Annotated in this window: 18 protein-coding genes; 8 read left to right on the plus strand and 10 right to left on the minus strand. The window is 48.3% G+C overall.

Translation table 11 applies throughout. The features are described from left to right. Positions 1-279 precede the first annotated feature (279 nt). From FTO70_RS17055 to FTO70_RS17085, 7 genes are all read right to left on the minus strand, one after another. On the minus strand, positions 280-2214 hold the full coding sequence (locus FTO70_RS17055; protein ID WP_255336975.1) for a hydantoinase/oxoprolinase family protein: 1935 nt from the start codon (positions 2212-2214) through the stop codon (positions 280-282). A 360-nt stretch (positions 2215-2574) separates the two neighbouring features. Beyond that, the gene (locus tag FTO70_RS17060; protein ID WP_255336976.1) at positions 2575-2700 is read right to left on the minus strand and encodes a hypothetical protein; all 126 of its coding nucleotides are present in this window, start codon (positions 2698-2700) and stop codon (positions 2575-2577) included. A 281-nt stretch (positions 2701-2981) separates the two neighbouring features. Next, entirely contained in the window at positions 2982-4886 is a 1905-nt protein-coding gene (locus FTO70_RS17065) for a methyltransferase cognate corrinoid protein (RefSeq protein ID WP_255336977.1), read from the minus strand. Positions 4887-5626: 740 nt separating this feature from the next. Beyond that, positions 5627-6427: a winged helix-turn-helix domain-containing protein gene (locus FTO70_RS17070; RefSeq protein ID WP_255336978.1), complete on the minus strand. Its 801-nt coding sequence runs from the start codon at positions 6425-6427 to the stop codon at positions 5627-5629. Positions 6428-6581: 154 nt separating this feature from the next. Then, positions 6582-8711 (minus strand): GAF domain-containing protein, encoded by a 2130-nt coding sequence (locus FTO70_RS17075; RefSeq protein ID WP_255336979.1) that lies wholly within the window; start codon positions 8709-8711, stop codon positions 6582-6584. Between the two features lie 138 nt (positions 8712-8849). After that, entirely contained in the window at positions 8850-9497 is a 648-nt protein-coding gene (locus tag FTO70_RS17080) for a PAS domain-containing protein (protein ID WP_255336980.1), read from the minus strand. Positions 9498-9501: 4 nt separating this feature from the next. Next, positions 9502-9672, minus strand: a complete 171-nt coding sequence (locus tag FTO70_RS17085; protein ID WP_255336981.1) for a hypothetical protein — start codon at positions 9670-9672, stop codon at positions 9502-9504. Between the two features lie 362 nt (positions 9673-10034). Here FTO70_RS17085 and FTO70_RS17090 point away from each other — a divergent pair, with 362 nt between their 5' ends. The 8 genes from FTO70_RS17090 (at position 10035) to FTO70_RS17125 (ending at position 20215) form a co-directional block, all read left to right on the plus strand. Next, positions 10035-11039, plus strand: coding sequence for a phosphate uptake regulator PhoU (locus tag FTO70_RS17090; RefSeq protein ID WP_255336993.1), 1005 nt, complete (start codon positions 10035-10037; stop codon positions 11037-11039). A gap of 195 nt (positions 11040-11234) precedes the next feature. Then, positions 11235-14066, plus strand: a complete 2832-nt coding sequence (locus tag FTO70_RS17095) for a DNA-directed DNA polymerase (protein WP_255336982.1) — start codon at positions 11235-11237, stop codon at positions 14064-14066. Between the two features lie 425 nt (positions 14067-14491). Continuing rightward, positions 14492-15394 carry a PstS family phosphate ABC transporter substrate-binding protein gene (locus FTO70_RS17100; protein ID WP_255336984.1) on the plus strand — a complete coding sequence of 301 codons (903 nt, stop codon included), beginning with the start codon at positions 14492-14494 and terminating at the stop codon, positions 15392-15394. A 36-nt stretch (positions 15395-15430) separates the two neighbouring features. Next, positions 15431-16321, plus strand: coding sequence for a phosphate ABC transporter permease subunit PstC (gene pstC, locus FTO70_RS17105; RefSeq protein WP_255336985.1), 891 nt, complete (start codon positions 15431-15433; stop codon positions 16319-16321). Positions 16322-16323: 2 nt separating this feature from the next. Continuing rightward, positions 16324-17181 carry a phosphate ABC transporter permease PstA gene (gene pstA / locus FTO70_RS17110; RefSeq protein WP_255336986.1) on the plus strand — a complete coding sequence of 286 codons (858 nt, stop codon included), beginning with the start codon at positions 16324-16326 and terminating at the stop codon, positions 17179-17181. A gap of 57 nt (positions 17182-17238) precedes the next feature. After that, on the plus strand, positions 17239-18015 hold the full coding sequence (pstB, locus tag FTO70_RS17115) for a phosphate ABC transporter ATP-binding protein PstB (RefSeq protein ID WP_255336988.1): 777 nt from the start codon (positions 17239-17241) through the stop codon (positions 18013-18015). 6 nt (positions 18016-18021) lie between these two features. Next, the gene (gene phoU, locus FTO70_RS17120; RefSeq protein WP_255336989.1) at positions 18022-18672 is read left to right on the plus strand and encodes a phosphate signaling complex protein PhoU; all 651 of its coding nucleotides are present in this window, start codon (positions 18022-18024) and stop codon (positions 18670-18672) included. A gap of 139 nt (positions 18673-18811) precedes the next feature. After that, the gene (locus FTO70_RS17125; protein ID WP_255336990.1) at positions 18812-20215 is read left to right on the plus strand and encodes a dihydroorotase; all 1404 of its coding nucleotides are present in this window, start codon (positions 18812-18814) and stop codon (positions 20213-20215) included. Between the two features lie 68 nt (positions 20216-20283). On the opposite strand, the gene FTO70_RS17130 is transcribed toward FTO70_RS17125, so the two are convergent. Genes FTO70_RS17130 through eif1A form a run of 3 tightly spaced genes read right to left on the minus strand, consistent with a single transcriptional unit; the run spans position 20284 to position 21950 of the window. Further along, a complete protein-coding gene (locus tag FTO70_RS17130) occupies positions 20284-20832 on the minus strand; it encodes a KH domain-containing protein (RefSeq protein ID WP_255336991.1) in 549 nt (182 codons plus the stop codon). A 1-nt stretch (position 20833) separates the two neighbouring features. Then, a complete protein-coding gene (locus FTO70_RS17135; protein WP_255336992.1) occupies positions 20834-21616 on the minus strand; it encodes a serine protein kinase RIO in 783 nt (260 codons plus the stop codon). 1 nt (position 21617) lies between these two features. After that, a complete protein-coding gene (gene eif1A / locus FTO70_RS17140) occupies positions 21618-21950 on the minus strand; it encodes a translation initiation factor eIF-1A (RefSeq protein WP_255336994.1) in 333 nt (110 codons plus the stop codon). Between the last annotated feature and the right edge of the window lie 723 nt (positions 21951-22673).

Raw genomic sequence — 22673 nt, forward strand, 5'->3', positions numbered from 1 at the left:
AGGGACGAACCCAGCAGCTCGTCTATTTCGGTGGCTGCCCTTTCGAGCTGATCGATCAGCCCTTCTTCCTTTACAGGTTCCTTTATCTGAATCTTGTCCTGTATCGTTCGGGCCAGTTTTGCCATTCTGTCCCGGCTTTCCGGATTCGGGCTGTTCGGTGTTCTTATTTCACTTGCCATGTTTTTTCCCCAATAGCACTGCTTTGATTTTTTTACCTGCTAATTTTTGCCCGGAATGCAGCCTTCTTTCTGCTGTCTCCCGGGCTGTGATTTCCCCGGTTTATGCAAGTTTCCCGGTTGTCCCTACACCTATCCCGACCAGGCGTGTTTCCAGCGGGGCTTTTCCTATGCTTCCCACATCATTCTGTCTAAGGTCATATTCCACGTTGCCCATTTCGAGGCCGTACCCGTCCATATACTCCGAGACAAGCTTCTGGCTGAGTCTAAGTCCGTAATCCAGGGCCTGTCCGTATTCTTCAAAGATGTCTCTCCCGAGTTCGGAGAAAACCGTGTACCCGGCGTTTCCCGAGGCTAGGGGACGGATCAGGACTTCTGTCCTGTGGATTACTTTACCTGCGAGGGCTCCCACGGCATTTCCGACTTCGTGGTATGCGGGGATCCGGATGTCTGCATTAATCATCTCGTTAAGGTCTTTCAGGTAGGCCCTTACCGGGGCTCCCACAAGCACTACAGGGACGTTTACCTGGAACTTCAGGTAAGCTTCTTTTCCTATCAGCTTTTCAATATCCGTTTTCTTAAGGTCATCCGCAAAGAAGGATACCAGTTCCAGGGCAAGTTTTCTTACGACCTCTGCCTTTATCTGGGTGGAGAATTCTTCCGGCCCTTTTTTCAGGTAAGGCCCGAGGATTTTTGCCCCGTACCAGGAGGCTCTTGCATCCCACCTCACGTATTCACCGAGCACATGGAGGGCGTCTGTTGGGGTAAACCCGATCTGCCCAACGTAGCGTTTCTGAATCAGGGTTTTCAGGTTCCCGGCAAACATCAGGGGGTGTTTTCCTGATTTTGCCGAGATTTCAAAGACTGAGAGTGGCTCTTCTCCAAGGAGGTCCAGGAGTTCTTTTTCGTCTTCACCAAGTTCTGCGCTAAGGTGACCCTCGGAATGCGGCCCGTTCCTGAAGAAAAAGGCTGTTGGCTGTATGATCTCGTCCATCAGGCGCTCTTTAGGCTTCTCAATGGATTCGAGTTTCTCAAGCAGCACAGGGAATTCCGCAGCAGCAAGGCAGAGGGGGACCACCCTATTTGGTCCCAGGTAAGGTTTCCTTTTGATCCAGACAAGGCTGTCTCCACCAAGAGCCGAGGTATCCATCCGGATTGCCTTTACCATTGTTTTCCAGCCGCCTACCTTTGCCCCTGAATCGCTGATCTCGGGAATGCCTTTCGAGATCATGGCTATATCGGTGCTTGTGCCTCCTACATCCACGGTCACGCAGGTATCCAGGCCTGTAAGGTGGGCGGCTCCCACAAGACTTGCTGCGGGCCCTGAAAATATAGATTCGACAGGCTTTTGCAGGGCTTCTTCGATCCTTACGAGGGACCCGTCGCATTTCATCATCATGAGGGTTGCTTTGATTCCTTTTTCTTCTATTACGGTCTGGATGGATTTGATGAACTGCTTGCTTACAGGGATAAGTTCGGCATTCAGGAGAGCGGTCACCGCTCTTTCGTAGGCCCCGAGACTCATTGAAAGTTCATGGCCGCAGACCACGGGCATGTCTGTCAATTCCCGGATTATTTCTTTAACCCTGAGTTCGTGTTCGGGGTTTCTGACTCCGAAATACCCGGAAACTGCAAATGATGCCACTTTGTTCTTTACCTGCCTTACGAACTCCCTTAAGGTTTCCAGGTCTTCGAGGGGAGCGATTTCATTCCCGTCCGAATCGTGCCCCCCCTGGATCGATATCACGTATCGGCTGGCAAGTTTTTTGGGAATTGTGTGTCCTATCAGGATCAAGCCTGCAGGATAGCCCTTGCCTTCAAGAGTCGTATTGGTAGCAAGGGTGGTAGAAACAGAAACGAATTTTATCCTTTTCAGATGTCCGGGGTCTAACCCTTCTATAGAATTTTTTATTCCTCTTATAAGGTCGGGATAAGTTGTAAGTGCTTTATTGGACTCTATTACAGTTCCGTTTGACATATCCATGATAGCGGCATCTGTGTAGGTTCCTCCCGTATCAATTCCAAGTCCCAGATACATGACGTTCCTCCTCTAAAATTCCTATGGCCTATCTTTTCTTATTATCCGTGGTCCGGGTAATTTTCTCATTCTCATAGTCCGAAAAGGTTGTACGAATTTGATATTTGAAGGCTGCAAACCCATTTTTAAAAAAAGACACAACTTGCTTTTCCAGAATTATCCTCAGAAATAAGGGGGTGAAAAACTCCCCTTTTCAGGCCTGCTCAACTCTTTCTGGTGCTTCTGCGTTTTTGTCCTGACTCCATGTTTTGCCCTGCCTTACTTTCCTTCCCTTGCTCTTACTTTCCTTTCCCTTGCTATACTTTCAAGGGTTTGTCGGGAATTTTTGGGGATTTTCGGGTCTTACTGGAATGGAGGTTTTTAGCCGCAGTGCTCTCCTCTGCTCCGGTGAGGGTGCATTGCGGCTTTCTTTCCTGAAAAATGGTGGAAATTCGGGAGCTTTTTGGCTCCGGTATGGAGGCCAATTTGCTCCTTTATGGAGGCCAAAACTGTTTTAGGTTTATTCTGGAACTTTATATTATTTTTTTATTTTAATCTTTTTTAGTTCAATCCTTTTTGGGAATTTTCCCGGGTTTTATGGAGATTTTCTGGCTTTTGGGTCTAACAGAGTTTTTCAGGATTCAGGCTCCTTTCATACGCCTCTGTTGAATTAAGCTATAAATCCGGAACTGAATTTCCGGATCAGGGGGTTTTGCCCTTAATCTTCACTTTTTCTTCTGATCTCAAATAGAAATGGGGAGAGGAGATCTCGCCCCATTAAGGAGATCTTATCCCATTATTGATTTCTGGAGTTCCGGACCAAGTTCCTTGACGGTGTCAACCATTGCCTGCACGGTTGTAAGCGGGCCTCCTGGCGGGATTTCACAGCCCGAAGACATGACATACTTGGACTGGTAGCCGTTCTCCTTGAGTACGGGCAGCACGTTCTGGAGCAGGTTCTTTGTGTCGTCCTTTACTTTCTGCACGCCGGCTGCGGAGCCGTCCATGAACTCAACAGGGTTGACTTCTCCCATCATACAGCAGATATCTCCGTACTTGGGAATGAGGTCTGCGTAGTTCTGGGATCCCTTGTCCCTGGACTTCTCGTAGTAGGCATAGCTGTAAAGGGCGGTTCCGAACTTCCTGATCTGGGTCTCGAAGTGCACGGCGTCAGCACAGTTGTGGATGATGTACGGCTGGTTGTACTGCTTGAAGATCGGGATGTGCTGGTCGTAGACGAACTTGCCGTCGAACTTCCAGTAGTCCTGTTCGCTCATGATGACATTGTTGGACCAGAGGTTGTCGACACAGAGGGCGTCACAGGCACCTTCGTTGAAGAAGAGCTCTGAGAGCTGGCAGATGTAGTCGGTACACTTCTGGACAGCTTCAAGGACAACATCCGGCTGGGTCTTCATGTCCATAAGCACGCGGTCTGCACCCATCAGCTGGGTAAGGGTGAGCAATGGGCCTTCGTGGAACCCGATGAAGGGGGTGTTTAGTTCCTTGTTGAGTTTTTCCTTTGCCATCTTTGAAGCCATGACCAGTTCGTACCCGCGGGTACCTTCCTTAAGTTCCGGGACCTCAATCTTCTCATAATCTTTAATGTGCCCTTCGGAGGATGGGGTGTCGTCTTCGGGGTATTTGATCTTACATCCGAAGTCCGCGGATGTAGCTGAAAGGTCGGCAAGGCCCACGAACATGTCCAGGTCCAGGTACTTTGCACCAAGGAAGGCGCTCTGGGTGAAAGCTTCTGCTTTTGTGGCATAGTCCCTGTAGTTGACTCCGGCAAACTTCCTGAGGACACCGCAGGCAAGCGGGTAGACAGGCAGGCGGTCGACCTTCTTGTCGGACATAGCGGACACGGTCCTGTCGATGTGGGTCATTTCTTCCTTGACCTTCACGCTCACGCTTTCGAATTCTTCCTTGATCCTGTTTGCCGTCTCAAGCCCGATGTCGACCTTATCGGAGACTACTTTCTTTGCAAGGATTTCCCTGTACTTGATCTTCCCGAGGTTGATCTTCTCCTCGCTCCACCTGACAGCTTTGGGCTCGAGTTCCTTTACGGCTTCGGATGCCCAGGCACTTGCATGCATGGAGTCGGGGTGGGTAGAGTCTGCGCCAATTCCTGCGGCATATTCCTCAGAGACAGGGGCGCCTCCTATCATGACTTTCATGGCGTCGCGGATCCCTTCTTCCTGGAGGATTTCAATGACTTTTTCCATGTTGGTCATGGTCGTTGTCATCAGGGCGCTCATGGAGATAAGGTCGGCTTTGTGTTCCTTTGCGGTTTCGATAAACTTCTCGATAGGGACATCTGCACCCAGGTCAATCATTTCGAACCCGCCGGCACTGAGCATTGTCTTGACGAGGTTCTTGCCTATGTCGTGCACGTCTCCTTCGATTGTACCGATAACCCCTACTGCCTGCATGCCTTCCCCTTCCTTCACCATTTCGGGGGTAAGGATATCCATGCCTGCGTACATTGCGCCGGATGCCAGGAGCAGGTGGGGGACAAAGGCCTCTCCCTTCTCATACTGGTCGCTGACAATTGCCATTCCTCTTGCCAGTCCGTTTACGATTGCGTCGTAGGGGTCAACGCCTTCGTCCAGTGCCTTCTGTGCAAGTTCTTCTGCCAGATCGTCGTCTCCGTCGACGACAGCTTCCGCTAATTGGTTTAAGATGTCTGCTGCCATAAAAAACGCTTCCTACATTTTTTGCGGTTATTCCCTGGTTAACAGTGAGTAGCTCGATTAAGGACTTACTCCGTGAGTGTGTCCTTTTATGGCTGTTAACTTCCAATCATACATTGACTTTTATACATATAACATAAACGCAGGGATTTGATTAACGGGGTTAACATCTCTTCTGATGCTTAATTTTGCTAATTCTCCTGATTTTATGAATTAACCTGATCCTGCGATATTTCTTGATTTTGTTAACTCTTCTGATCCCATTAATTTATCAGATTTTAAAGGTCTGCCAGATTTGATGGACTTCTCTCATCCTATCCGGGGTCTTAATCTGATCAAAGGCTTTGATAATATCAGGGTGTCTGATCCGGTGTTCTGATCCGGTGTTCTGATCCGGAAAATAAATCCGTAAAACAGTTGCTTTTAGCTCTTAAGCTTCCTTTTTTTCCATTTCTTATGGAGTCAGGAAAAGATTCTCCTGCGCTTAGAAAAAAGAGTCTTTAGTTTTCAGGTAATTCAAAAAATGAGTAAGTGGATTAATAGAGATAATTAATAGAATTGATTATGAAGTTGGTTCATTGAAACTTTTGTGGAATTATTGAAACTTTTGTGGAATTATTGAATCTTTTAGGTGGATTAAGGATGAAGGCTGGAGGGATTGGGGTTCGATCCATATACATCATGTTTGGTCTGAAGTACTGTATCTCCCGCATCCTGCTGAATTTTATTTCCGGCTGAAGTTTTCAAACATTTTCTAATTCTACTCCCGTTATTTCCTTTGAATTTTTCATGTAATGCAGGAAGAGGTCTTCTCCCCACTTCAGGGCGCTTTCCTCGGAACTCATCATGGCGTGGTTGTGGTATATCCCGTTTTTATAGAAGAGGGAGAGCGCCATGAAGCGGTTCGTTACCACGCTTGAAGCCACCCTTATCGGGCAGTCGCAGACAAAGATTTTTGCGTTTTCCCTTTTCAGGTATTCCTGCAGTGCCGTGCCGTATTCCTTTTTTAACCTTTCGAAAACGGGTTTTGTGATTATCAGGGAAACATCGGTTCCTTTTCTTATTAATTCGACGTAGGTAGAAGGGTAAGCGGGATTAAAATAGGAAGAGACTTCCTTTACGTGGGCTGACCTTATCAGGTTTTCTTCGATTTTCTGAGGGGTTTCGTACATCCTGTCCAGGTCGGGTTCCACGAACTCGCAGTGGCCAAGGTCTTCGATCCGGTCCAGGAGGTGGACAGGGATTGCACTGATGTTATGGTTTTCCCAGTAGTCCATGTTCTCAGAGAACACTCCAAGAGTGTTGAGCAGGGGTTTCATTTTTTTGACGACCACTTTCCCGATATCAGAGAGTTTATACAGGTCGTCATCGTGGATTATAAGCCCCTGGCTGATAAGGATCTTGATCTGGGTCATGATCGCACTTGATGTCACGTTAAGGATGTTTTTTACCTCGTCGATGTTTCGGGGTTCCTCCATCAACAGCAGAAGAAGGTCTTTCCTTTTGTCCGAAAGGAAAAGAGTGCCCAATAGTTCCAGTTTCATCGTAAATCTCCAGCCACTTAATTTACAACATTTTTTATTCCGACTCGACTTCAATTTTTAATTTTTCAGTTCCTGCCCCCCGTTTTTTAAATTTCCTTCTCAGGAATTTATCTCTGGCAGGCACTTCAGCTCATTCCGGCGACGTTTGGCCGTCTTATTCCATTTTCTCCACCTCAGGGTCCTGTTTTGGGAGCCTCACATGCACGGTGGTCCCCGATCCTTCCTCACTTTCCACCCATATTTCCCCTGCGTGGGCGCTGACTATATTCTTGCAGATATAGAACCCGGATTCAAGCCCCTGGTACCTGCGGCTGAGGGAGTCATCAACCTGGTAAATCCTGTGGAAGAGGTGGGGGATAAGCCTCTTATGGATACCTGTCCCGCTGTCTTTGACTGTGATATGTATGTTTTCTTCTTCTTCCCTGGCTTTCACTTCCATGGTCCCGCCGTGGGGCGTGAACTTGATTGCGTTGCTTATAATAGTGGTAAAAAGCTCGGTTAGCTTATTTTTGTCTCCCCGGATTGACGGCAGGCTGGGAGGGAGTTCCTTTTCGAAGTTCAACTCCTTTTCATCGATAAGGAGGATAAGGTTAAGGTAGGCATCAGAAAGGATTTTCTTAATCTCCACTTCCCCGAATGAATACTCAATCTTTCCTGCCTGTTCCAGGCTCAGGTAGAGAAGCGAGTCAACCATGTGCCGCAGCCGGTCTGAACTGTTAATGACCACATCTATTGCTTTTTGTTGCTGGTCTTCGATGGTTTCCCAGGTTTCGTAATCTATGATCTCGCTGGAATCAAGTTTGAGCTGGGGCATGTTTTCTGTCATGAATTCGGCTTTTATCCTGTTTAAAGACCTGAGCTCGTCATTGGCTTTTGAAAGGTCTTCCGAGTAGGTCTTCAGGGCGTCTTCAAGCTGCTTTCTCTGGATAAGCTGCCACATTCCCTGCATAAGCAGAGTAAGCTGGCGGAGGTCCGATTCATCGTAGTTTTCTTCTTTATTCCCTACCCCCGCAACGGCAACTATCCTGTCCCCGTCAAACACGGGCACGTTCATGTGCCTGGTCAGGTGAACATGGTCTTTTGGGTATCCTTTTTTCAGGGAACTGGGGACTGTGTAGTCGTTAGTGATAATGGGCCTGCGCTGCCGGACTGCTTCTCCCCAGAGCCCCGTGGTTTTCACAGGATAGATAAAGCGCTTGTCTTCGATTACACATTCTTCCATGGCGCTCTTTGACCAGGAGTGCATAATCAGGGAGGTTTCGTAGGCATCCATGAACGCCAGGTACCCGAGTTTGCTCCCCGTGAGCCTGACTGCTTCTTCCCGGGCAAAGTCCGTGATCTCCTTTAAGGAGGCCCCTGTCATCTGGTTGAGTTTCACCAGGGCTTCGAGCCTTGCTTCGTTGAGCCGCTGGGCAGCTTCTGCTTTCTTGCGCTCTGTGATGTCCCTGGCAACCGAGAGGATCGTCTTCTTGCCTTCATAATCAATGATCCTGGCACTAACTTCAAGGGGTACGATCGTGCCGTCCTTGCAGACCGCACCGGCCTCATAAATCCGGGACCCTTCGCTCTGGATCTTTTTCAGGTTTTCCCGGACCGAGTCCCAGTACTCTGAAGGAATGATCTCTTCGGCTTCCATTTTTAATATTTCTTCTTTGTCATACCCGAGCCTGTCCACAACTGCCTGGTTGACGTCCATGTAACTTTTTCCGTCGGGTTCGCGGATGTACAGCTGGTCGTTTATGTTGTTGAAGACAGTCCTGAACTTATTCTCGGATTCTTTCAGGGTTTCCTCTGCCAGCTTATGTTCCACTGCAATGGCTGCCAGCTGAGCGTTTATTTTCATAAAATCCAGGTCCTCTTTTTCGGGCCTGTGCACTTCTCCATAGTACATGGAAAAGACCCCTAGCAACTCTCCTGCGGAAGAGATGATGGGTTCTGACCAGCAGGCCTTTAGCCCTGCTCCGGCTGCAAATTCCCTGTATTCTGTCCAGTAAGGGTGTTCCATTACATTGTCTGCGGTAACTCTTTTTTTCATATAGGCTGCGGTCCCAAAGGAAGTCGCGCCAAAACCGATCTCTATCCCATCGGTCTTCTGTCTGTAAAAGTCCGGGAGTCCGGGGGCAACGCAGTAAAAGAGATGTTCTTTCTTCCGGTCGAGAAGCATGACCGAGCACTTTGAGCCTGGCCTGATCTTCTCAACATTCCGGACAAGCAGGAGAAGCACTTCTTCGAGTGGGGCTCCAGATGCCAGTTCTCCGAGCACTCTGTTCTGCCCTTTGATCATCTCTTCTGCCAGTTTGCGCTCCGTGATGTCCAGGACGATGCCCTGGTAATGGATAATTTTCCCTTCGTCGTTCCTTTTGATAAGGGTCCTGTCATCGATGTATCGAACCTTTCCCGATTTTGTCAGGACCCGGTGTTCCTAGGTACATTCACTATACCCTTCCCGGGAAAACTTTGCCACTTCAGCTCGGATTCTTTCACGGTCTTCAGGGTGTATAAGGTCTTCAAACCTGATTTTTCCTGAGGTAAAATCTTCCGGGGTATATTCCAGCTTTGTGATATTTTCAGAGACAAATTCAACGGGCCAGCCTTCTTCAGGCTTGCACAAAAACACGAATACAGGGCTGCTTTTTATGATATTTTTCAGCTCGTTCTTCTTTTTCAGCGCTTTTTGCATCGATTCTTCGGCCTTTTTACGCTGGCTGGCATCGCAGAGGGTGCCCTGGTAATGGTTCACGCATCCGTCCTCGTCCCTCCTGACCAGGATCTTTACCTCAACCCAGCACTCCTCTCCTGAGGCTTTCAGTATTCTGTATTCCTGTGTCAGTTCGGAGCATCCCTCTTCCATACATTTCTTTATTTCCGAATTAACCCTTTCAAGGTCTCCGGGGTAAATAATATCAAGGTACTTGATGCGCCCGGTTATGAAGTCCTCAACTCCGTACCCGAACTGTCGTATATTTTCTGTGATCAGTTCAACAGGCCAGTTTTCCGTTGACTTACATAAAAAAATGACTACGGGGCTGCTGTTTATGAGTGATTCCAGGTTAATTTCTAATTGCTTCATCGATTCATTTCCCTCTTTTTAGTTTCATTAATAACCGGTTTTTTCGAGCTACCGTATTGTTTTTTGGGGTACAGGGAATAATCTTTAAAGCCGTTTTATGGGCCCCCTGCATTTCCAGCATTGCCAGGCCTGCAGAAATTTCAAATCCAAAAAATCCTGAATTCTTTCCAAACAAAATGGGAATATTCGCTTATTTATTTTTTCATTTTTTATTTTGTCATAATTATCTATTTAAGTTCTTCTCTCTCACATATATATTTTGATCTTCTTCCTGTGGAAGCTTCTCTCTCAACTTTTCGGTATTTGACCGGTTTCCCCGGTAGATTTATATCTGGTTTATAGTTGACTTTTTATTTTATTTTTTATGCCGCTCTATGTTTTCTCACTACTCCATGTGACTCCTATATACTATACTTATATGATAGTAGCACTCTTTTTTTCTAATTTCTGTGTCTTACTTCCTGGATACATTTATATATACCATTGTTCTATATAGATTCCATACGAGTTGTTAGAATCTAGCCAGGGGGCTTATTTATCACCAAGGATAAAAGAAAAGTTCAGTTTACCGGAAATTCTACTTATATTGTATCCCTGCCCATAAAATGGGTCCGGGATATCGGGCTTGAAGCGGGTGATACCCTTACCCTCACTCCCATGCCGAACAAGACCCTGCTTGTGTCCTCGAGTGCGGTTTCAAGGGAAAATTCCGTCCTGAAGGCAACGATAGACTATATCCACGCCGACAGTGCGGAAAATAACCTCAGGATCCTCATCTCACACTACCTTGTAGGGTATGACGTTATCAAGCTGACTACCAAGAAAGGTTTCAGCGCCTATGACCGCAAGTTTATCAAGGACTCCGTGCGCCAGAAACTTATCGGGCTTGAGCTTGTGGAAGAGTCCAGGAACGAACTGGTTTTCCAGTGCCTCCTGAACTACAACGACCTGCCTCTCGGGCGTGTAATCAAAAACATGTACGGGCTCGTACTTTCAATGCTTGAAGACTCCATGACCGCCCTTCGGGACCACAACGTGGAAATTGCCGAGGACGTCATCCAGAGGGACGATGACGTAGACCGTTTCTACCTGCTCGCCGTCCGCCAGCTAAAGGCATCGATCGAGGATGTCGAACTCTCTGAAAAGATCGGGATAAGACACCCGAGAGAGTGCCTGGGGTACAGGCTAATCACCAAGAGCATTGAGCGCGTAGGGGACCATGCTGTCCGGATTTCCAGAAACGTCCTGAAAATGGAGAACGGAGTCAGTGAGGAAGATCCTATCTTTAAGATGGCTGACCTTTCCAGGAAGGTTTTTGAAAGCTCCATCGATTCGATGGCAGAAGAAGACCTCCAGGCTATCAACAAAATCGTTGTGGAAGCCAAGAAGGTTTCCCAGTTTGGCGTTTCCCTGGAATCCCGGGATGGAGAAGGCTCAGGCAACATCGAACTCAGCATGATCCTGGAAAGCCTGCGGAGAGTTGCCGAGTACAGCGCCGACATCGCAGAAGTTGCAATTAATATGAACATAAAACAGATCTGAACCTGGAAAGGTTCGGGAATTCTTTAAAATCTATTTTTTCGTTTATTTTTCCTTTCTTTTTCCTCTTCTTCCTTTCTTTTTCCTCTTCTTCCTTTCTTTTCCTTCTTTTTCTTTGCTTTTCCTTTTCTTCCTTTCTTTTTCGAATCTCCTTTTTCAGAGTAACAAAAGCTATATGTCTATCTAAAACCGTAAACCATGCCTATGGATTTTCAGATCTTGGATGCGGATTACGAAGTCGTTAATGACAGCAGCCCCGTCATCCGCCTCTTCGGGAGGGGAGCGGACGGTAAAAGCATGTGCTGCCTTGTCCCTGATTTTGAACCTTATTTTTATCTCAAGGCCTCCGGAGACCTGCATGCTGCAGCCAGGCTCATTAAGGATACTTTCGAGCAGGTAAAAAAAGTCGAGATTGTTAAAAAGTTCGAGCCTGTCGGATACCAGAAAGACAGGATAGAGATGCTCAAAATCACCACCAATTTGCCCAAAGACGTGCCGGAGATCAGGGACGACATTTTGAAGATCCAGGATGTACTGAAAGCCAGAGGCAAGTGGCAGGTCTATGAAAGTGATATCCTTTTCAGGAACCGTTTTTTGATTGACAGGGACCTTGGGGGTATGGTCTGGGTCTCCGCAGAGGGAAAACCTGTGGACCCGGCCAGATTTTTCGGGCAAGGTCAGGGAGGGCGGTCCCGCTGTGAAAATTTTTCATGTGACTCAGTAGTCCTTGCATCCGGGCTCAGGAAGCTTGAAAACTTCACAATTGCTCCCCTTAAGTACCTCTCCTTTGACATCGAGTGCCTGCCCCTTGACGGAGGGATGCCTTCTCCGGATTTATCCCCCGTGATCATGATCAGCTTTTCCTTCGAGCCCGAGTATAAGGGGCATAAGACCCTCATCCTTGTGGCAAAGCCTGTGGAAGGTGCGGATAAAGATGTCCTGGCCTGCAGGGACGAAGCCGAGATGCTGAACCTATTTTTCAAAATCTTTTGTGAATATGACCCTGATATCGTTGTGGGGTACAACCACCAGGACTTCGACATCCCCTACATTACGGACAGGGTAAAAACCCTGAATTCAAAAGGGGCAATGGTCAATTCCGTGATTGGCCGGGATGGAAGCCTTATGGGCTACCGGAAGTTCGGGCTCATTACCAGGACCGAGATGAAAGGCCGGGTGGTTGTGGACGCTCTTCCCCTGGTTCGCCGGGCCTACAGCCTGAAACAGTATACTCTGCGGGCGGTCTCAAAGGAACTCCTTAACCGGGAAAAACTTGATGTCTCCCCCTCGGAGATGGAGGAACACTGGGCGGATTCCGGGGCCAAGCTCAAGAAATTCATAGATTATGCCCGCAGGGACTCCGAGCTTGCCCTTGAACTCGTCCTTGAGCTGAAACTCCTTGACAAATACATCGCCCTTGCTCAGGTCAGCGGGACCCTGCTCCAGGAAATTGTGGATGGGGGCCAGACCTCCATGGTAGAAAACCTCCTGCTGAGGGAGTTCGGGTTAAGGAACCGGGTGATCCTTCCAAAGCCGGGAGATGACCTTTCGGCTGAGAGGCACGAGATGAGCTCGGACCTGAAAGGAGGCGAAGTCCTTGAGCCGAAGAAAGGCCTGCTTGAAGATGTCCTGATCCTTGACTACAAGTCCCTCTATCCCACTATCATGATGGCCCACAACCTCTGTTACACTACGGTTGTAACGGGGGACAGGCCCGACGTAAAAACTATCCGGCCACCTTCGGGAGGGGAATTCGTACCTCCGGAGGTCAGCAGGGGAATTGTGCCTTCCATCCTGGAGGACCTTCTGAACCGGAGGGTTGAGACAAAGCAGAAGATGAAGCGGGCTTCGGATGACGAGTACAGGGTACTCGATGCAACCCAGCTTGCCCTGAAAATCCTCCTGAACAGTTTCTATGGCTATTCCGGCTACGCCCGGGCAAGGCTCTACAGCCTCCCCCTTGCAAATGCAGTTACCAGTTTCGGGCGAAGCAACATCCTGAACACCCGGGACCTTATTAATAATACAATAGGAAAAATCGTTCTCAGGGGCTCTGAGGCTCTGCTCCCCGATGAAGTAGGGGTCCCTGCCCCTTCGGACAGGGTGGTGGATCTTTCTGTTGCCTATGGTGATACGGACAGTGTTTTTGTCCACTGCAAGGCCGTCGGGGGAGGTCTCCTCTCCCTTGAAGATGTAAGCCTTGTCGGAAGCAGGCTTGCAGAGATTGTTTCTGCCTCTCTCCCTGACCCCATGGAACTCGAGTTTGAGTCCATTGCAAAGCGTGCGCTCCTTATCGCAAAAAAACGCTATGCTCTCTGGCTATTTGAGCCCAAAAACTCGGGCTGGGAAGACAAGATCAAGGTCAAGGGCATGGAAACCGTCCGCAGGGACTGGTGCGAACTGACATCCCTGACCCTTAACAGGGTCCTTGAACTTGTGTTGAAGAAAGGTGAGGTCGACATGGCAGTTGAACATGTCCAGAAGGTTGTAAGCGATGTCCGGAACCTGGACCCGGGGAAAGATTCCGAAATCATTGAAAACCTTGTCCTTACCCGGACCCTTACACGGAAATCTGATAGCTATAAAAACAAGCAGCCTCACCTGACAGTTGCGGAGAAAATGAAAGAACGGACAGGGGTCATGCCTTCCATAGGGACGAGGGTTCCTTTCGTAATCGTTGCAGGAAAAGGCCTTTTCGTGGACCGGGCCGAGGACCCTGACTACGTAAGGGAACACAACGTCCCAATCGACGTCGACTATTATATTAAAAAACAGATCCTGCCTCCAGTGGAACGCATCCTTGGGGTCTTCGGGGTCAAGATGTCTTCCCTGGACTTCGATTCAAAACAGAAAGGGCTCTTTGATTTCGAAGCAAAGAAGCCTGAAGTAAAGAAAACGGGGACAGAAAAGCCTGCTTTCAAAAGGGATAAGAAAGAAATGGATGAAGTAGAAGCGAAAGGGAACGATAAAGAGAAAGGTTCCTGTTCGGAAAATGTGAGGGCAGAACAGAGGTCTCTTTTCGATTTCTGAGATTTTCAAGCTTCTCCTTTTTCTCTTTCCTCTATTGTTTCAAGCTTCTTTTCTTCTTTTGAACCTATTTTAAGCTTCTTTTCGTTTTTCGGTCATTTTAGGCTTCTTTTCCTCTTCTCTCGGTCCTCTCCATTATTTCGTGATTTCCCTTTTTCTCTGTACTTCCCTCTGATTTTTATCTTCTTCTCTCCCTCATTTTTATCTTCTTCTCTCCCTCATTTTTATCTTCTTTTCTTCCTCATTTTTATGTATTATCTATATAGTATATTACTAATTGTTTTTATTTCACGTTTTACATGTTTCTCTATATCTTATATGGCAAATCTTTATATATTCTCTCCTTTTATAATGCGTTGTACTAAAAAATACTGTGATGGATACAGATTGTTGACTTATCACTATTTATTTGATGGAGTATTTACAACATGGCAAATAGGTTTAGAACATATGCGGTCCTGACCTTACTGGTAATCGGGCTCGTATTTGCAGGAATTGGATGTACAGGAACTGAAAATGGAGAAGAAGGTGCTCCTGCAGAGGACGCTTATGGGGACGCCCCTGCGGCCGAAGCACAGGATATTTTCATAAAAGGCTCTGACACTGTCCTGCCTCTCGCCCAGGCTGAAGCTGAAGAATTTATGTATGCAAACCCTGAAAAGACTGTTACTGTTACCGGTGGCGGGTCTGGTGTGGGCATTGCTGCCATGATTGACGGGGAAGTGGACATTGCCAGTGCTTCCAGGGAAATGAAAGATTCCGAAATTGAAAATGCCGAAGCAAACGGAATCAGCCCGATGGAGCACACTATTGCCTACGATGGCATTTCCGTGGTTGTCAACCCCAAAAACCCTGTTTCAGAACTTACCTTTGACCAGCTGCGCGGCATCTACAACGGAAGCATCAGCAACTGGAAGGACGTGGGCGGGGAAGCCGGGCCCATTGCCGTGATTTCCAGGGACAGCAGCTCCGGGACCTATGAGTACTTCAAAGAAGAAGTCCTGCTCGAAGATGAATACCGCCCTGACGCCCTTACCCAGCCGACCACAGGGGCAATTGTGAGTGAAGTTTCCCAGAACCCCAATGCAATCGGATACATCGGGGTTGCATACCTGGATGACAGCGTAAAGGCCGTAAGCCTGGACAGCGGGGACGGCTTCCAGTACCCGAGCCCTGAAAATATCATCAGCGGTGCATACCCTCTCTCAAGGCCTCTTTTCTTCTACACCAACGGGGAACCAGAAGGGCTCACAAAGGAATTCATTGATTTTGTGATGAGTGAGGAAGGGCAGTCCCTTGTGCTTGAAGTCGGGTATTTCCCCGTAAAATAATGGTCTAAACCGGAAAGGGATTTCTAAGGGAAAAAAATGTTAGACAGGAATTATAAGGAAAAGATGATTGAATCCGTGCTCTTCTCAGTGAGTACCCTTACGGTCGTCATCCTTCTTCTTATATGCCTTTTTTTATTCAGGGACGGTTTACTCCTTTTTGAAGACGTACCTTTTTCGAACTTTGCTGCAGGCAGGTTCTGGTACCCTACGTCCGTGAATGCACAGTTCGGAATTCTGCCTCTGTTTTTCGGTTCGCTTATCGTGACTGCCGGGGCAATCCTTTTTTCGGTGCCTCTGGGAATTGCCTCTGCAATCTATATTTCCGAGATGGCAAACCCCAGGGTTGCGGATTATCTGAAGCCTTTTGTCGAGATTCTTGCTGGAGTTCCTTCTGTTGTATACGGGTTCTTCGGGCTCGTCGTGCTGGTCCCATTTGTCCAGCAGACCTTTAACCTGGCGACCGGACAGACTGCCCTTACGGGTTCGGTTATGCTGGGGATCATGGCACTTCCCACGATAATCACCATCTCCGAAGATGCCATCAGTTCGGTTCCCGCCTCTCTCAAACAGGGTTCTCTTGCCCTTGGGGCTACAAGGTGGCAGACCATCTATAAGGTCACGGTCCCTGCAGCACTTTCCGGAATTTCGGCGGCCGTAATGCTCGGCATGGGCAGGGCAATCGGGGAAACCATGACTGTTATGATGGTTACCGGGAACACTGCAGTCATTCCTTCATTTCCGGGGGGCCTTTTTGACCCTGTGAGGACGATGACTGCCACGATTGCTCTTGAAATGGGGGAAGTCCCCCAGGGCAGCGACCATTTCCATGCCCTCTTTGCGGTCGGGTCAGTGCTTTTCATTCTCACTTTCCTTATCAATCTGGTTGCGGATTCCATAAAAAAGAAATACAGGTTTAAGGTGGACTGACCATGGGTTTGAGTGCGAAAACCAGTGAAAAAATTGCTTTTGCCCTGCTGACCCTTGCTGCATTGACGGTTGCCGGCTTTGTGCTTGTTATCCTTGCCTACATTTTTTTCAACGGATACGGGGCTATCAGCATTGAGTTCCTTACCGAAATGCCCCGCAGGATGATGACCGAAGGCGGGATCTATCCGGCAATTGTGGGAACTGTATCCCTTATCATAGTGTCGATGGCTGTTGCCCTCCCTCTGGGAGTCCTGGCTGCTATCTACCTGAACGAATACGCTGGGGAAACCCGGACCACCTGGGTTATAGAGATGGCAATTAACAACCTGGCAGGGACTCCTTCCGTGGTCTTCGGGCTTTTCGGCCTGGCAATGTTTGTCAAGTACCTCGGTTTCGGCCCATCGATCCTTTCGGCTTCCCTGACTCTTTCCCTCCTTATCATCCCGGTGATAATCCGCTCCAGTGAAGAAGCGTTGATTGCGGTTCCGAAAGAATACCGGGAAGCCTCCCTGGCGCTCGGGATAAGCCGCTGGCAGACTATCAGGCATGTGGTGCTTCCGGCTGCTATTCCCGGGGTTGTCACAGGTTCCATCCTGAGCATAGGGAGAGTTGCAGGGGAGACGGCTCCTATCCTGCTTACGGGCGCTGCTTACTTCCTGCCCAGGCTGCCGGACTCCATCTATTCCCAATTCATGGCTCTTCCCTACCACCTTTTCGTGCTGGCAACTGCAGGGACGAACATTGCCCAGACCCGGCCCCTCCAGTACGGAACAGCCCTTGTACTTTTGATGGTCGTACTGGGTGTGAACGTCATAGCGGTCCTTGTCCGCAGGCACTACCGGCAAAAATTGAAAATTTGACCTTATTCTATTCGAGAACGGTCTCCTTTAGGTATACGAAATTTGAGGTAACACAAAATGACTGAAGCTGTTCAAAATGTAGCTCAGCCCCAGATAGAAGTAGAAAGCCTTAATCTGTGGTACGGGGAAAAGCAGGCTCTTAAAAATATTTCCATGCAGATCCCCAAAAACAGCGTAACGGCTCTCATAGGTCCTTCCGGCTGCGGCAAGTCCACTTTCATCCGTTGCTTGAACAGGATGAACGACCTTATCAAGAACTGCAGGATAGAAGGCAAGGTTCTGGTCGACGGCAGGGATATCTATGGAAAAGGCGTGGATGTCGTTGACCTCCGGAAGCAGGTCGGCATGGTTTTCCAAAAACCCAATCCTTTCCCGATGTCCATTTATGACAATATTGCATACGGGCCGCGCATCCACGGGGCAAGCAAGAAGGACATCGACGGCACTGTGGAGCATGCCCTTCGTTCGGCTGCTCTCTGGAACGAGACTTCGGACAGGCTCCGGTCCCCTGCCCTTTCCCTGAGCGGAGGGCAGCAGCAGAGGCTCTGTATTGCAAGGACAATGGCCGTAAAGCCCGAAATCATCCTCTTCGATGAGCCTTGCAGTGCTCTCGACCCGATTTCCACTTCCCGGATCGAAGAACTTATCATGGACCTGAAAAAGGATTATACCATAGTAATCGTAACTCATAATATGCAACAAGCTGCAAGGATCTCAGACTACACGGGATTTTTCCTTATGGGGGAATTGATCGAGTTCGGGCAGACCAGGCATATTTTCGAAAACCCCCTGGAAAAGAGCACCGAAGACTACATTACCGGTAGGTTCGGGTGATTTAAAGTGGTCCGAGAACGATACCTTATACAGCTGGACTTGCTAAAAGAGTCGGTGCATTCCCTGGGGGAGCTGGCTGAGCTAATCTTAAACGACTCCATGGATGCGGTTATAAATCTCGATGTCGAGCTTGCGGCAAAGACCCTTGCCCTTGAACCGAGGGCGGATGAACTTGAGGAAGGAATCGAGGTTTCGATTTTTGACCTGCTTGCGCTCCAGCAGCCCCTGGCAAGCGACCTCAGGCTTGTGGTAAGCGGCCTCAAGATCTCAGCGGACCTGAGGAGGATTGTAGGGCTTTCCATAAATATTGCCAAAATTCCCGGGAAAATCGAAGGTGGGCACGTAAAGCCTCTCATTGACACCAGAAAAATGGCCGATATTACTGCGGATATGCTTACAAATTCCCTCAAAGCCTTTGAGACCAGGGACCCTGAGCTTGCAAGGGCGACAGCCGCCCGGGATGAGGAAGTCGACAGGCTCTTTTATTCAGTCTGGGTGGAGCTTCTTGAAATGATGGCAAAGGACTCAAGCATCATTTCCAAAGCCACGCATTTGCTCTTCCTGATCCGCTACCTGGAAAGGATTGCGGACCACTGCTGCAATATCTGTGAGAGCGTTGTCTACCTTACTACAGCCGAACGTGTTAAGTTAAACTGATTAAGTTAACCAATCAAGTTAAACTGATGCGGCTTCCTGGCCGTTCATCTTTTTTTAGATCCCATATTTTTTTCGTTTATTTCTTAAAATCCCAGCTGATGTACATACTTTAAGTACATTTTTGGGCATATAGACGCCCATGCCTGATATTCTGATCAAGAACACAAGAATTTATCATGATTCCTCTCTCCAGCCTGCCGAAATCATCATTGAGGACGGCAAAGTCACAAGAATCGGAAAGGACCTGAGGGTATCGAGTTCGGATCTGGTTATTGATGCGGGGGGCGCCCTGACCTTGCCTGCGGGAATTGACGTGCATGTGCACTTCAGGGATCCGGGGATGACCCTTAAGGAAAACTGGTACACGGGTTCCTGTGCGGCAGCAGCGGGGGGGATTACTACAGTTATTGACCAGCCCAATACCCTTCCTCCCACAACTGAGAGGCGCTCTTTTGCGCAGAAGCTCAAGCTGGCCCGGAAGAAATCTATTGTTGACTTCGGGATTAACGGGGGCGTGACCGGGAACATTGAGAAACTGGAAGAGCTCTGGAAGCTCGGAGTTACGGCTTTTGGGGAAATTTTCATGGCCGAATCTACGGGTGGGCTTAATATCGACGAAGAAACCTTTGAAGAAGCCCTTGTTGAGATCAAACGCCTGGGGGCTCTTGCAACCATCCATGCCGAGGATGAGAAGCTGCGCCTTGAGACGGAAGCTCTTTTGAAAGGGGATGAATCATGTGATTACCATTCTAAAGCGCGTCCCAACATCTGTGAGGCAAATGCTGTCCAGAAAGCCCTGGAACTTATTTCCGGGCTGCAGGTCAGGGGGCATTTCTGCCACATCAGCACCCTGGAAGCCGTGGGGCTCATCCGGAAGGAAAAATACATTGCAAAAAGGGACAAAAAAGATCTTCTCTTTACCTGTGAAGTTGCCCCTCACCATCTTTTCCTCTCTACAAGGGATTGGGAAAGGCTCAGGGCTTTTGGCAAAATGAACCCTCCTCTGAGGAGTAGCCACAGCATCAAGGCCCTTGTAAACGGGCTTAATGACGGGACTGTCGATATGGTGGCATCAGACCATGCTCCCCATCTGGAGTCCGAAAAAGACAAAGACATCAGGTCGGCTCCTTCAGGTGTGCCCGGCGTTGAGACGCTAATGCCTCTCATGCTTGCTGCAGTCAAGAAGAACATCCTGCCCCTGGGGCAGATGATCCGGGTCACGAGCTGGAACCCTGCGAGGGTTTTCGGGCTTGATGGGCACTCAAAGGGCAGGCTTGCGGAAGGCTTCGATGCGGACCTGATTATTGCGGACCCCCGTGACATCCGGCCCATAAAAGCCGAAATGCTGCACAGCAAAGCCGGATGGACACCTTTTGAAGGAATGGACGGGGTCTTTCCACGCTACACCCTTTCCAGGGGTGAGGTTATCTGGATGGAGGAGTCCATTATTGCAAAGCCCGGCAGGGGCAAATTCCTGGAAGGCAAGGGGAAAAGAGTGGGTGATGAAGATGAAGAATTTGATGAAGATGAACCCGTTGAATAACCAAATTTAATAAAAATAATAAAAAGAGTGAATTAAAGAGGTCCCGAAAACCGGGATTCTCTTGTTTTTCAGTGAAATTCTATTGAGTCCAGCTGGGACTGCAAGAGTTCCTGGTGCTTTTTTTCCAGGAATTTGTAGACTGCGCCGTGGGTTGCACCATCGATTAACATCTGGATTGCGGTCCGGATTATGGTGTTTTGCTCCGGGTAACCGATTACGGATACGGTTTTTCCGTAGACGGAAATCTTAACGCTGATCAGGGTTTCTGCAAGTTCCCTGGTCCTCCCGTTCCTTCCTATTATCCTGCCTTTTATGCGTTGAAGTTCCTTGGGGGTCGGGGCAATGCCGGAGAGGTCGAGGACATCAAGCATAAGCATCTCATCGTCCAGAAGCTCGAGGGCTTTTTCCGGACTGAAACCTCTTCCTATGGCTTTGAGGGCTTCGCTGGTCCTGAACTCCTTTAACGGGTCGTCCTTGCAGGTAATCTCGATTTTTCCGCTCTCGCTTTCAATGTCGATCTGGCATGCGGTTTTTTCTTCGAGGAGCTTTTTCATTTCTCCTTTCGGCCCTATGATTACGCCGATCCTTTCTCTGGGGATTTTGACATATTGGGTCATGTTATTTCGCCTGTATTTTTGAAAGCAGTTCTTCCGGGGTTTCTTTGATTCCAAAGCGGCTGAAGTACCTGATTATATTCTGCACGTCTCTGTACAGGAACTCCCTGGCATTCGGGTGTTCGAGGGTTACGGACTGCCCCATGTCTATGAATATGGGGCTCAGGTCGTTAGGGTCGACGAGGATGTTGTATTCACTCAGGTCGGCATGTACGAGGTTTGCTTCCTTATGGAGGAGCCGCATGTATTCGACAACGGTGTCATAAATGCGCTTTCCGTCATCGTTTTCCAGAATAACGTTTTTCAGCAAAGGATATGGGACTTCGTTTTCTCCCATAAACTGCATGATAAGGATGTTCTTTTCAGCCACTATGGGCTCCGGAACCCGGACCCCTACGCTTTTTGCCCTTTTGAGGTTCTGGAATTCCTTGCGGGTCCATGCAAAAACGATGTCGCGCTTTTTGTTCCGGATGTTTGTGAAGCGGGGGTCTTTCATGATATAGGCATCCATGGCTTTGAAGGTGCTGGTCGCGATTCGGTATATCTTTATTGCCAGCTCCCTTTCCGGCCCCTCCGCATAAAAGACGTTTGCTTCCTTCCCTGTGCTGATGGACCCTCCTATTGCCTTTATTGTGCCTTTGTTTGCAAGGGTATAAAGGGTTTTGAGGGTGGGGACATCGAATACGTTTTCTTCTACCTTCAGGAGGTCGGAATCTTTCTCTTTGATGCGCAGCCTGTCAGTAGCTTTGTCAATGCGCCTGACCTTTTCTTCCAGATCCCTGTCCATGTTATCCTTTTAGGTATCCTTTCCGTTCAAGCCAGTCTACCTGGGGCCTGGTATATTTCCAGATTACATCGGCTTTTTCGTTTTGAAATTCCCAGGGCACGACAATGACAATATCCCCTTCCCTGATCCAGGTCTTCTTTTTCATTGAGCCCGGGATCCTCCCCATGCGGACGACGCCGTCCATGCAGCGGAGTCTCAGGCGGTTTGCGCCAAGAAGGCTCTCGACGCTTGCAAGGACTTCGTTGTTTTCCCTGCGTGGGGTGCGGACTCTAGTAACTGTCTCTTCAGTGGTTGTGGGTTTGCCTTTGGGAGAAGGTTTTCTTAAATCTGCCAGTTTGATACCTCATTTTCTATATTTTGTGATCTTTTATGTCCTTTTTATTTATATAAGCCTTAAATAGCATTATATATCGTTTTTGGACTTTAATTTATTCGTTCTTCTGGAATTGAACTTCATGTTGTTATTTTAATCCTGCGCTTTCCTGCTGTCTTTTTTTATTTTTTTTGCTTTTATCCGGTCTTTTTTGTTTGCCAGAGCGTTAACTATTTATCTAAGATATGTCATTGTTAGCCCTCACGCACAGCATGAGTGCGAATCGCTCTGGAATAAATTAATTCCCGGGTGAAGTTCAGGGTAATGTCAAAGCTGACTCAAATGAAATATTTTGAGTACGTTTTGCAAGAAATCCATGAACCATAAGCTTTATATACTAAAAAGCATTATTATGCTTCCCGGTCAGCGCGGGACCAAAGCGCGCTGGCAGGTTTTGTGCCATAGTAATCAGGTTGAAGGGTTCCTCATGTTTGAAGGGCCAATAGATACCTTTAAATACTATGAACGCATAATTATAAAATCCTGCTTTATTATCCGTGCAGGACATTCAACTCATAAAATAGTGGAGACGGGAGCTGTTTCCTGTCTGACGGGGATTTTGTCGGTTCGGTTAATTCTGGTCGGTGGGTTGTTCTACAATCTATCGCAAAACTGAATAACCGAATTGATGGTTGTTAGTGCAGTTTCTGCGACCAAGACCTTTAAGTGTGCGATACATTAATT

Origin of the sequence: Methanosarcina sp. KYL-1 (assembly GCF_024372725.1) — an archaeon.
Taxonomy (GTDB): Archaea; Halobacteriota; Methanosarcinia; order Methanosarcinales; family Methanosarcinaceae; genus Methanosarcina.